At 58.3% G+C, this 11,437-nt stretch carries 12 protein-coding genes; 2 read left to right on the top strand and 10 right to left on the bottom strand.

Annotated features, from left to right (window positions below):
• From B2V21_RS19970 to tig, 4 genes are all read right to left on the bottom strand, one after another.
• Positions 1 to 631 (bottom strand): LON peptidase substrate-binding domain-containing protein (locus B2V21_RS19970; RefSeq protein ID WP_286917813.1); only part of this gene is annotated, 631 nt, incomplete at its 3' end.
• Positions 632 to 782: 151 nt separating this feature from the next.
• Positions 783 to 2,069, bottom strand: a complete 1,287-nt coding sequence (gene clpX / locus B2V21_RS19965; RefSeq protein ID WP_056843582.1) for an ATP-dependent Clp protease ATP-binding subunit ClpX — start codon at positions 2,067 to 2,069, stop codon at positions 783 to 785.
• A 112-nt stretch (positions 2,070 to 2,181) separates the two neighbouring features.
• Complete coding sequence (clpP, locus tag B2V21_RS19960) at positions 2,182 to 2,817, bottom strand: ATP-dependent Clp endopeptidase proteolytic subunit ClpP (RefSeq protein ID WP_049858850.1); 636 nt, start codon at positions 2,815 to 2,817, stop codon at positions 2,182 to 2,184.
• Between the two features lie 91 nt (positions 2,818 to 2,908).
• A complete protein-coding gene (gene tig / locus B2V21_RS19955; RefSeq protein ID WP_049858851.1) occupies positions 2,909 to 4,219 on the bottom strand; it encodes a trigger factor in 1,311 nt (436 codons plus the stop codon).
• 312 nt (positions 4,220 to 4,531) lie between these two features.
• Here tig and B2V21_RS19950 point away from each other — a divergent pair, with 312 nt between their 5' ends.
• A complete protein-coding gene (locus B2V21_RS19950; protein ID WP_286917812.1) occupies positions 4,532 to 6,700 on the top strand; it encodes a GAF domain-containing protein in 2,169 nt (722 codons plus the stop codon).
• Between the two features lie 611 nt (positions 6,701 to 7,311).
• Here the strand turns inward: B2V21_RS19950 and B2V21_RS19945 are convergent.
• Positions 7,312 to 7,662 carry a LexA family protein gene (locus tag B2V21_RS19945; protein WP_286917811.1) on the bottom strand — a complete coding sequence of 117 codons (351 nt, stop codon included), beginning with the start codon at positions 7,660 to 7,662 and terminating at the stop codon, positions 7,312 to 7,314.
• A 484-nt stretch (positions 7,663 to 8,146) separates the two neighbouring features.
• Here B2V21_RS19945 and B2V21_RS19940 point away from each other — a divergent pair, with 484 nt between their 5' ends.
• A complete protein-coding gene (locus B2V21_RS19940) occupies positions 8,147 to 8,653 on the top strand; it encodes a hypothetical protein (protein WP_286917810.1) in 507 nt (168 codons plus the stop codon).
• Between the two features lie 194 nt (positions 8,654 to 8,847).
• Here the strand turns inward: B2V21_RS19940 and B2V21_RS19930 are convergent, their stop codons facing one another.
• The 5 genes from B2V21_RS19930 to B2V21_RS19910 are packed head-to-tail and all read right to left on the bottom strand — an operon-like array spanning position 8,848 to position 11,410.
• A complete protein-coding gene (locus B2V21_RS19930; protein WP_286917809.1) occupies positions 8,848 to 9,444 on the bottom strand; it encodes a hypothetical protein in 597 nt (198 codons plus the stop codon).
• Positions 9,441 to 9,671, bottom strand: a complete 231-nt coding sequence (locus B2V21_RS19925) for a hypothetical protein (protein WP_286917808.1) — start codon at positions 9,669 to 9,671, stop codon at positions 9,441 to 9,443. Before B2V21_RS19925 ends, B2V21_RS19930 begins: the two co-directional genes overlap by 4 nt.
• Before the next feature lie 51 nt (positions 9,672 to 9,722).
• Positions 9,723 to 10,163 (bottom strand): lysozyme, encoded by a 441-nt coding sequence (locus B2V21_RS19920; RefSeq protein ID WP_286917807.1) that lies wholly within the window; start codon positions 10,161 to 10,163, stop codon positions 9,723 to 9,725.
• Positions 10,164 to 10,219: 56 nt separating this feature from the next.
• Positions 10,220 to 10,450 (bottom strand): hypothetical protein, encoded by a 231-nt coding sequence (locus B2V21_RS19915; RefSeq protein ID WP_286917806.1) that lies wholly within the window; start codon positions 10,448 to 10,450, stop codon positions 10,220 to 10,222.
• Between the two features lie 57 nt (positions 10,451 to 10,507).
• Complete coding sequence (locus tag B2V21_RS19910; protein WP_286917805.1) at positions 10,508 to 11,410, bottom strand: hypothetical protein; 903 nt, start codon at positions 11,408 to 11,410, stop codon at positions 10,508 to 10,510.
• Between the last annotated feature and the right edge of the window lie 27 nt (positions 11,411 to 11,437).

Genomic DNA, 11,437 nt, shown 5'->3' with positions numbered 1-11,437 from the left:
CGCGAATGCGCTTCTCGACCTGCAGCAGGTCGATCTCGGCATCCAGCAGGGCCAGCACATGCTCGACACGCGCAGGCAGTTCGATGATTTCGAGTATTTCCTGCTTCTGTTCGATCTTCAGCGCCATGTGCGCGGCCATGGTGTCGACCAGGCGACCGGGCTCATCGATGCTGTTGAGCGAGGACAGTACTTCGGCCGGAACCTTCTTGCCCAGCTGCACGTACTGCTCGAACTGGCCCAGCAAGGTGCGCACGAACACTTCAGACTCGCGATCCGGAGCGTCGACCTCGTCGATCAACTGCACTTCGGCACGCACGTGGCCGTCGATCTCCAGGAACTGCTCGACACTGCCGCGCTGCTCGCCTTCGACCAGCACCTTGACAGTGCCATCGGGCAGTTTGAGCAACTGCAGGACGGTGGCGACAGTGCCGACACGGTACAAGGCGTCTTCACCTGGATCGTCATCGGCGGGATTCTTCTGCGCGAGCAAAAGGATCTGCTTTTCGCCCGACATCGCCGCCTCGAGGGCTTCGATGGACTTCTCACGACCCACAAACAGCGGGATAACCATGTGCGGATAGACGACGACATCGCGCAATGGCAGGAGAGGCAATTCGATGGTTGTCTTCATGATTTCGCCTCTACAGCGGCCCCGAAGGCCGTAAACAGATGGAATTGAACATGCCTTCAATGTGGGGGCTTGCCCGGCAAAAAACAAGTTCGCTGTCTGAAAAACGAAAAGGGCCCGTAGGCCCCTTCCTTGTTTCAGCTCAGATTTTCGATCAGGCGTCGGGTGCAGCCTTCGCCGGCGGCTCGCTGTTTTCGTAGATCAACAGCGGCTTGGACGTCCCTTCGATCACGCTTTCGTCGATGACCACTTTGCTGACATCCGTCTGCGAAGGAATCTCGTACATGGTGTCGAGCAGAATGCCTTCCAGGATCGAACGCAGGCCACGGGCACCGGTCTTGCGCTCGAGCGCGCGACGGGCAACCGATTTCAACGCGTCGGTACGGAACTCGAGATCCACACCTTCCATTTCGAACAGCTTGCCGTATTGCTTGGTCAGCGCGTTCTTGGGTTCGGTGAGAATCTGGATCAGTGCCGCTTCGTCCAGCTCGTCCAGGGTGGCCAGCACCGGCAGACGACCGACGAACTCGGGAATCAAACCGAATTTGACCAGGTCATCGGGTTCGACTTCGCGCAGCGACTCGCCAACCTTCTTGCCTTCCTGCTTGCTGCGCACCTGGGCACCGAAACCGATACCGCCCTGGGTGGAGCGATTCTGGATGACCTTCTCCAGGCCGGAGAATGCGCCACCGCAGATGAACAGGATGTTGCGCGTGTCGACCTGCAGAAACTCCTGCTGAGGATGCTTGCGACCACCCTGAGGCGGTACCGAGGCAACGGTGCCCTCGATCAGCTTCAACAGCGCCTGCTGCACGCCTTCGCCCGAAACGTCACGAGTGATGGACGGGTTGTCCGACTTGCGCGAAATCTTGTCGATTTCGTCGATGTAGACGATGCCCATCTGGGCCTTCTCGACATCGTAGTCGCACTTCTGCAGCAGCTTCTGAATGATGTTCTCGACGTCCTCACCCACGTAACCGGCTTCGGTCAGGGTGGTGGCATCGGCGATGGTGAACGGGACGTTGAGCAGGCGAGCCAGGGTTTCGGCCAGCAGCGTCTTGCCCGAACCGGTCGGGCCGATCAGCAGGATGTTGCTCTTGCCGAGCTCTACGTCGTCATTCTTCTTGTCACGCTGGTTCAAGCGCTTGTAGTGGTTGTACACCGCTACCGCGAGAACCTTCTTGGCGCGCTCCTGGCCAATCACATACTGATCCAGGATGCCGCTTATTTCTTTGGGCGAGGGCAATTTATGCGCGCTGCTCTCGGCCTGGGCTTCCTGCACCTCCTCGCGGATGATGTCGTTGCACAGGTCGACGCACTCGTCGCAGATAAAGACCGAGGGGCCGGCAATCAATTTGCGCACTTCATGCTGGCTTTTGCCACAGAAGGAGCAATAGAGCAGCTTGTTGCCGTTGTCCTCGCCGTTGCGGGTGTCAGTCATTCGATCGATCCAAATCCGATAGGCTTGCAACACAAGATGAAGGCTATTGCGGGCTTTTTCAAGCCCGGCAATGGTCGGGCATGCCAACCAGCCCTATTTTGAGCGGCTCATGTTAAGCGGGGCGACGGTCAATCACTTTGTCGATCAGGCCATAGGCTTGCGCAGCTTCGGCACTCATGAAGTTGTCGCGGTTGGTGTCGCGCTCGATTTCTTCCAGAGTGCGCCCGCTGTGCTTGGCCATCAGCGCATTGAGACGCTCACGGATAAACAGGATTTCCTTGGCATGGATTTCGATGTCCGACGCCTGGCCCTGGAAGCCGCCCAGTGGCTGGTGAATCATCACGCGTGAGTTCGGCAGGCAGAAACGCTTGCCTTCGGCACCGGCGGTCAGCAGGAATGCGCCCATGCTGCAGGCTTGGCCAATGCAGGTGGTCGACACGTTCGGCTTGATGAACTGCATGGTGTCGTAGATCGACATGCCTGCAGTGACCGAACCGCCTGGGGAATTGATGTAGAGATGGATGTCCTTGTCCGGGTTTTCCGCCTCGAGGAACAGCAGCTGCGCACAGATCAGGTTGGCCATGTAGTCCTCTACCGGGCCAACCAGAAAGATCACTCGCTCCTTTAGCAGGCGCGAGTAGATATCGTAGGCGCGTTCGCCACGAGCGGATTGCTCGACAACCATCGGGACCAGGCCGCCAGCGGCCTGGATATCAGAGTTCTGCTGAATATAGGAATTACGGAACATGCTCTGCAGTTACTCCCAAATAGTCATGTCTTGAAAACGCGCAAGCCAGCGCGAGGCTGGCTTGTGGTTGAATTTCCAACGAGTTGGACAATCAGTCGGCTTGTGCTGCTTCCGCCGGTTTGACTGCTTCTTCGTAAGAGACCGCTTTATCGGTCACCTTAGCCTTCTGCAGAACAGTATCCACAACTTGTTCTTCCAGCACAACCGAACGGACTTCGTTCAGCTGCTCGTCATTTTTGTAGTACCACGATACAACTTGCTCGGGCTCCTGGTAGGCCGAGGCCATTTCCTGGATCAGCTCGCGCACGCGTGCTTCGTCCGGCTTGAGCTCGTTCTGCTTGACCACTTCGGCGACGATCAGGCCCAGCACGACGCGGCGCTTGGCTTGTTCGGTGAACAGCTCGGCCGGCAGTTGGTCGGGCTTGATGTTGCCACCGAACTGCTGCACGGCTTGAACGCGCAGACGGTCGACTTCGTTGTCCAGCAGCGCCTTGGGCACTTCGATCGGGTTGGTCGATACCAGACCGTCCATGACCTGATTCTTGATCTTGGCCTTGATGGCCTGACGCAGCTCGCGCTCCATGTTCTTGCGAACTTCGGCGCGGAAGCCGTCGAGACCGGTTTCCTTGATGCCGAACTGGCCGAAGAACTCTTCGTTCAGTTCAGGCAGCTTGGCTTCGGAAACGCTGTTGACGGTGACGGTGAACTCGGCGGCCTTGCCGGCCAGCTCGAGGTTCTGGTAGTCCTCGGGGAAGTTCAGGTTCAGCACCTTCTCTTCACCGGCCTTGGCGCCGACCAGACCGTCTTCGAAACCGGGAATCATGCGGCCCGAACCCAGTACCAGCTGGGTACCGCTGGCCGAACCACCGGAGAACGCTTCGCCTTCGATCTTGCCGACGAAGTCGATGTTCAGCTGATCTTCGGTCTGGGCAGCGCGCTCGACCTGCTCGTAACGCACGTTCTGCTTGCGCAGCACTTCGAGCATGTTGTCCAGGTCGCTGTCGGCGACGTCGGCGCTCAGGCGCTCGACTTCGATGCTGTCGAACGCGCCGACTTCGAATTCGGGGAACACTTCAAAGGTAGCGATGTATTCCAGATCCTTGCCCTTCTCGAACACTTTCGGCTCGACGGCGGGCGCGCCGGCTGGGTTGAGCTTGTGCTCGACCACGGCTTCATAGAAGGAAGCCTGGATGACGTTGCCCAGAGCTTCCTGGCGCGCGTCAGCCTCGTAGCGCTGACGGATGACGCTCATAGGCACCTTGCCTGGACGGAAGCCCGGGATCTTGGCGTTACGGGCGGTCTGTTGCAGACGCTTGTTGACTTCGGCCTCGATGCGCTCGGCGGGAACACCGATGGTCATGCGGCGCTCGAGAGCGGAAGTGTTTTCAACAGAAACTTGCATGGATTTTCCTCGTTGCACAGACGTTAGCCGGCCATTTCCGACCCCAGATCAAGGGCAAGCATTCTAGTGGCTCGAACTCAAGAAGTCACCCTATGCACATGGATGGGCACAAAGTCGTGGCAGAAACCGTCCAACGGCAACAAAACAAGGCGCAATCACGGATGAAAAGTGATACCTCGGACAAGTTTTGCAAGACAATGATTGGCTCGCTGGTATCCTGTGAACGGATAAAGTCACTACCTTGCACATCGATGCGGAGAGCACGACCATTCTGTCGTTTCCGGTAACAATGCTTATCATCGCAGGACCTTCATGGCCATAAGTCCCGTGCCGCCGGTTTCCCTCGCCAATTGCGAGGACGAGCCCATCCATCGGCCGGGCGCGATCCAGCCTCACGGCGCACTGATCGCGCTGGATGCCGAAGGTCGCGTATTGAGCCGCAGCGCCAACCTGATGGCGACCATCGGGCTGGATGTACTGCCGGGCAGCACGCCGGACGGCGAGTTGCTGGGCGGCGATGTCCTGGCGCTGATTGCCGAGGGGCTTGCCAGCAGCGATCACTGGGCCAACAGTGTCGAAAGCGTGCTGCTCGGCCGCCTGTTCGACGTGGTTGCCCATCGCCATCTGCAGATCCTTTATCTGGAGTTCGAGCCGCGCCGTACGGCCAGCGGCTCCTTCAGCCAGTTCGCCCTGTACGCGCAACGCATCATCAGCCAGATGCAGAACCGCCACGACATCGATGCCCTGCTGAGCCGCGTGACCCAGGAAATCCGCAACATGACGGGCTACGACCGGGTCATGGCCTATCGCTTTCGTCCCGACCTGTCCGGCGAGGTCATCGCCGAGGCCCATCGCGAAGACCTCGAAAGCTATCTGGGCCAGCGTTACCCGGCCTCGGACATCCCTGCCCAGGCTCGCCTGCTCTATATATTGAATCCGATTCGCCTGATCGCCGACGTGACCTATGCGCCAGCGCCACTGATCCCGTCACTGGATCCGCGAACCGGCCAGCCGTTCGACCTGAGCTTCAGCACCCTGCGCAGCGTTTCACCGATCCACTGCGAGTACCTCACCAACATGGGCGTGCGCGCCTCGATGAGCGTTTCCATCGTCGTGGGTGGCAAGCTGTGGGGGCTGTTCTCCTGCCACCACATGTCGCCCAAGACGATGGCTCACCCCTTGCGCATGTCGTTCCAGGTCATCTCGCAGGTCTGCAGCGCACTGGTCGAACGCCTGGAACACAACCTGGCCACACAGACCCTGAAGCAGGCAAGCGACCAGCAACAGAAACTCATGACCCTGGCCCGCGACTCCGAAGATCTGGTCAGCGCCCTGGCGGGTGATCCGGACAATATTGCCTCGCTGATTCCCTGCGATGGTGCTGCGGTGGTGATGTCGGGACGTACCCAGAGCATCGGCGGACATTTCGACGCCCTGTGCCGCCAGGTGCTCGAACACGTCGAACAGGACCCGAACCTCGAGGTGTTCCATACCGAGCATTGGCAAGGCTCGGCAAGCGAGCGCAACACCAGCGGCTACTGTGGCATTCTGGCGGTCCGCTTCCACCGACAGGAATCGGGCTGGGTCATGTGGCTGCGCAAGGAAGAAATCAACAACGTGCGCTGGGGCGGCAAGCCGGAGAAGATCATCAAGGTCGGGCCCTCGGGCGCCCGGCTGACACCCCGAGGCTCGTTCGAAGCCTGGGAAGAAGTGGTGCGCGGACGCTCGGCCAGCTGGGGCGATACCGACATCGCCATCGCCGAGAAGCTGCGGCGTGACCTGGTCGAGTTGTGCCTGAGCCGTGCCAGCGAGATCGATGGCATGCGCCAGCGCCTGATCGCGATGCTCGGTCACGACCTGCGCAACCCACTGCAGTCCATTTCCATGGCCGCCGCCATGCTGTCTTCGAACGAAACGCGCGACACCGAACTGCGCAAGCACATCAGCCACTCCAGCGGTCGCATGGAACGGCTGATCAGCCAGATCCTGGAGATGAGTCGCCTGCAGTCGGGTCTTGGCATCATGGTCAATCGGGTCGACACCGATCTGTCGACACTGGTGGAAAGCATCGTCCACGAAACCGCCGTGGCTTTTCCCGGCCTGACCATCGAAGCCCGCATCGAGCCGGACGTACGCGCCATGGTCGATCCGGATCGCTACGCGCAGGTCATCACCAACCTTCTAGGCAATGCTCGCTACCACGGCACGCCCGACACACCGGTACTGATCAGCTTGAGCACTGAACAGCAGAACACGCGATTGTCCGTGCTCAATCAGACCACTCCGGTGGCGCCCGAGCGGCTGGCGACGCTGTTTCAGCCGTTCAAGCCGCACAGCGCCGAGAACCTGCGCAACAAGAACGGCCTAGGGATCGGACTGTACATCTCCCAGGCAATCGCGGTGGCTCACAGCGGCAACCTGAGTGTGGAGCAGAACGGCAATGTCATCACGTTCAGCATGGTCCAACCGGTGGAGGCGTGAAGCCTTGAGCGGGTGAAGCGCTCGCCAAATCGCAGACACGAAAAAGCCGCCCTGAGGCGGCTTTCACGTTGAGCGGCAGGCTTGGGCCTTGCCATTCTGGTTGGTGCGGACGAAGAGACTCGAACTCTTACACCTTTCGGCGCTGGAACCTAAATCATATGCTCCTTGAGGGAGCCCTTTAAAAACAAGCGTTTACGCCGCCCGCAATCGGTCACGCTGTCTCACAAATGCTCACCTCGTTCACGCTGTGAACTGGCGTGACTCACGTTTTGGTCACGCTGCATTCCAGCACCCTCCCGGGCGTTCTGCCCACCTCTACCCTAAATTCCGGCACCACCAAGACTGCGCATAGAGGCAACCGCCCTCTTCCTCCAGGCCGCTCAGAACAAAGCCGTTCGGCGCCATCCATGACAGCACCGCCTCATGCAGCAGAGGCAGTTCGCTCGGCCCGATTGAGTTCACACCTCGGACACTGGCCGTCTTCGATGTCCGGCCCAGGGCCTGGCACATCTCGTCGTTGATCCGCAGATCGCCAACCGCCGGCGGCAGTGCCCGTACCTCGGCTGCATCAATTGGCTTTCCCTGCCGCATCCGAGGCGTGACCTGGCACCTCATGGTTCGACGCCGTGCTGGCGTACGCTGTGGGTGACGACGCCCCAAACGGTGAACTCGTCGCCTTCCATGATAAAGCGGTGGTGGCCTGCGCCCTCAGACCGCAGCACAGGCATGCCGCGGACATAGTCCAGTCGCTTCACCATCGGCTCCTGATTCACAACGCCGATCACCACCTGACCCTGCCTCACTTCTGCACCCTTGTCGACGATCAGCAGGTCACCGTCGAAGATTCCCGCGCGAGTCATGCTGTCGCCGGCCACTCGAACCAGGTAGGTGCCGGGCGCGCGGATGCACAGCAGGTCGTCAAGGGAGATGTTGTGGGCTTCGGATTGGAATGGGCTTTCCATGGCATGACTCGAATACTGTACAGATGAACAGTATTCTTGCACCAGCCAGCTGGGCTTTGCAATCCTGCGGCGAGGAACGGCGCTGACGACTATCATTGCGCCAGGACAACGGAGGCGCACATGGACACGCTGGAATGGCTGAACCTAACACCCAAGCTCAGTGATGTAGACACCTGGACCAGATTCTGGTCCGTGCACGATGATCCCTTTCCACACATCCGCTGCAGGAGTTGCGATGGGTGGCAGTCGCTACAGGATTCGGCAAAGCCATTCGTGCACGGCGGGACCTGCAAGCTGATCAGGGTTCAGAGCGTGTTCCCTTGGCGGGACCTGCTGTGGATAGTTTCTAAATCGGGGGCGCATACAGCTTAGCTGATAAATCCATTTTTAGAAATTATTTATTTATCAACTTCTGGACTGTTGATCCTTGGCCGGTAAGGGTATTAGGATTGGATTTCGGATTGCCAATGTCATAGGTGAGAGCATGGATAAGCTGGTATTTCAAAATGCCCCTTCAGTTATCTTAGGAACAAACACATTTACCAATGTGCCTATAGTACTTCAATTTGATGACACGCCGCTTATTCAGGTGGTGCGAACAGAACAAGCAGGATTTACGACAGAGATCCCCATATACCATGAAGACGGCACCTACCTGACCAAAGTCGTAGGCTCAAGGCTATTTGAAACCTCGAGTGCCAAGAAGGCAGGCGTGACTTTGGAACACCACGACAAGGTCACCGTGTGCAAGCTTAACGGTCAAGTGCTTTACGAAATTCGGCGGGAAGGCGCCGCCGCACTTAAAACGGCTGCCGAACTATATACCCCCACCGGATTTTTCGTGAAGTATACGTCCTCACATCCAGAATTGATAAATAGCGCAGGATCAATTAGCAAAATAAATCAAATGATTACTCAGTGTACGTTCGAAGGAATGCGCATTGGAATACTGCTTAGATCTGACGGAAGCCTTGCCCTCGGAAGCAACTAAAGGAGTTACCAGATATACGGATTTATGGGGATTAGATTATTATGTTCTGCCTATCTAATCCCAGCCCGTATAAATTAAAAAAACCGCTCGCAAGCTACACCTGCTATCAGCCCTCTATCAGAAGCTTTTGCCAGCTCTCCCGCTCTCGCATCCGCGCTCGAGCAGTTGGGAGAGCATCAGGGCCATTAGGTGCGTCACTTGCCGCTATTGAAGTAGTCGCGGTACGGCTGAACAGCTGCATCCTTGGTCAGGTTGAGCTTCATCAGACGCAATCGGCCGACGCCGCCCAGGCCCTGGAATCGAATCCAGACCCTCTTCGTATCAGCGGCGGTGGTGAAGTGCAGCGACCAGCGAGTCTCGGCCGCAGCCGCCGTGAACCGCATGGAGCCCAGGGTGGTGCCGGGGAAGGCGTGGCCGGCGCCATCATCTGCGCCGGTGTTGATCTGCGCCTGTGGGTAGTTCCCGGTGAAGCTGGCCGTTCGGGTGCCGCTGATGGTGTAGGTCGTGGACGGCTCCACCAGCATCCCCGAATCAGCGTCGTTCGAGGTGGTGAAGTTGTCAAAATTGCCTGACACGCCGTTGTACTCGACAAAGGGATCGCCGCCGTTGAACCCTATATCCGTCTTTCGAGCGTAGGCAGGGTCGGCCGCCCATCCGGCCAGATCGGTGGCGAACTTGTAGTTCTGAATCAGCTGCAGCCCTCGGCGATCTCCGCTGCTGGCGATGATGCCTTGAATCGACGCCCTGTTGCCTGGCGCCGCGATGATTCCATTGCCCGCCGTGACAGTCATAGTTCGTCGGTCTCATAAACAGCGCTGCCGGTTGGAGTGACCCGGAAGCGGCCGCGTCCCAGCCACAACGCCTGACAGCCGGTTTCGGTGAACGTGAAGGCAGGAACCCACGTATCACCCGCCTGCTTCTCGACGACGATCGTGCCGGACTTGACCACAGCGGTTATCACTACCGGTGAGTTAGAGAGACGCCAAGGGAAAATGTTTTGAACGGTGTATGCAGCCATGGTGGTCACCTTTGGAAAGCAGCGCAGTGGAGCGCTTGATTGTTGGTCAGGTCACGCGATACCCAAGTACAAGGCGCGCTCGGCGGCGCGCCGCTTGACCAGGCCCGGCAGCACCTTGCCGCTTGCATGGACCCAGCGGGAGAACTGCTCGGCGGCACCGGCGGTATCACCTGCATTGAGCTTGCGCAGCAGCGTCGACTTGGTGAAATTGCCCTCCCCGACGTTGTAGGTGAACGACACAAGCGCATCGAACTGGCCTTGGGTGACAAGCACGTGCACCAGGCGCTCCACGATGTGCTCGAACCGGACCAAGTCGGCCGCCAGCATCTGCTCGGCCTTAGTTTCGGTGATGACCATGTTCCGGGTGACGCCTGCCGTGCTGCCGTAGCCGATCGTCCAGGGCAGGCCACCAGTGCCGGGGTCGGGGTAGGCCCTGAGCCGCAGTCCCTCGGCAGATTTGATCCGGGCGATGCCCTTCGGTGAGGTCTTCATGCTTTTCTCCGGACGTAAAAAAGCCCGCTCGAGGCGGGCATATGGAGTGGGGTGTTTTATTCCGCAGTCGGCGATTCAGTTGTCGCCGACGAAGGCTCGGGCACGGCCTTGGTGCTGATCGTCACCTTCGCGCTGTAGCTGTTGAGCAACTGGGCCGTCCGGATCGACGATTGGGGGAACGACTGCAAGATCTCCCGCGCTTTGGCGTCCGCCTCGGCTTCGGTGGCGTACTCCACTTGGTTATTGGGGTCGTACGAATTTGCACCGTTGATGACAATGTAGGGCATCTGAATCTCCAAATGAAAACGCCGCTCTATGGCGGCAAGGGTTTGTAATTGGATCGTTTAATTAAAAGGAAATGGCAGGTTTGATGTGCGCGTTACCAACGCAACAGGCATCCGGTCAAAGACCATCGCATAATAACCAACACGCTGGCCGCCCGCTTGAGTAGACGGCGACCCGCCAGCGGGTCCAAACATGAATTGAACGCCACCAATATAACCGCCCGCGCCTTCAATAACGCTATAACCCATTGCACCACCGTTATCTACAACTGCTGCGTTACGGCTGAATGGCAAGTGTACTGCGTACTCTTCATTTTCTAGTGGTACGCGCACCTTTGAATACTGGATTGATGGATAACTGCCCTTGATCAGCTCGTTATTTCCACCTACATAGGCAGTCACATACGTGTTTCCTTGCTGCGTTCCTGGGCCGGGCGCTGCTACTTGGGCAATAATATTCAGCGGCACCATGTATGAGTTGAACGTAATAGCGCCTGTTGCGACATTTCGGCAACGCAACCTAGGGCCAGAGCCCATTTCACGCATCTGATCAAAGGCGTACACCTTCGTCGACCCCGAAGCGTTGCCGAAAATGTAGGTTCGAGTATTGCCCGAGGCGCTGACGCCATTCAGACACCCGTCACCCACCAGAAACAGCATGGGTGCTACACAATCCGGCACTGTGAAGGTCCACTGTTGATCGCCAGTACCCGGAGCATCGTCGGCCCAACTCGTCCCTTGGGAAGGGTCGAGATTGATCGAGCGAATGCGCTTGCGCGGCCATATCTCGCCTTGCGTCAGGTAGCCGCTTTTGACCAAACCGTAGGTGATCTTTTCACTATCGAGCAACATAGTGCCGTCCAGCTTCCTGACTTTTAGGCCAGCCATTAAAAGTACCCATAGGCAATTCGGCAGTTCGCCGAAAAGAAGCCCCAACCGTTTGTGTTGTATGAATACGCCCATGAGAGCGTATTCCCTGAAATGGTAACG

The organism is Pseudomonas sp. UBA6276 (assembly GCF_002438365.1).
Taxonomy (GTDB): domain Bacteria; phylum Pseudomonadota; class Gammaproteobacteria; order Pseudomonadales; family Pseudomonadaceae; genus Aquipseudomonas; species Aquipseudomonas coleopterorum.
The sequence above is the reverse complement of the archived record's forward strand: the minus strand, read 5'-3'. Positions and strand labels throughout refer to the sequence as shown.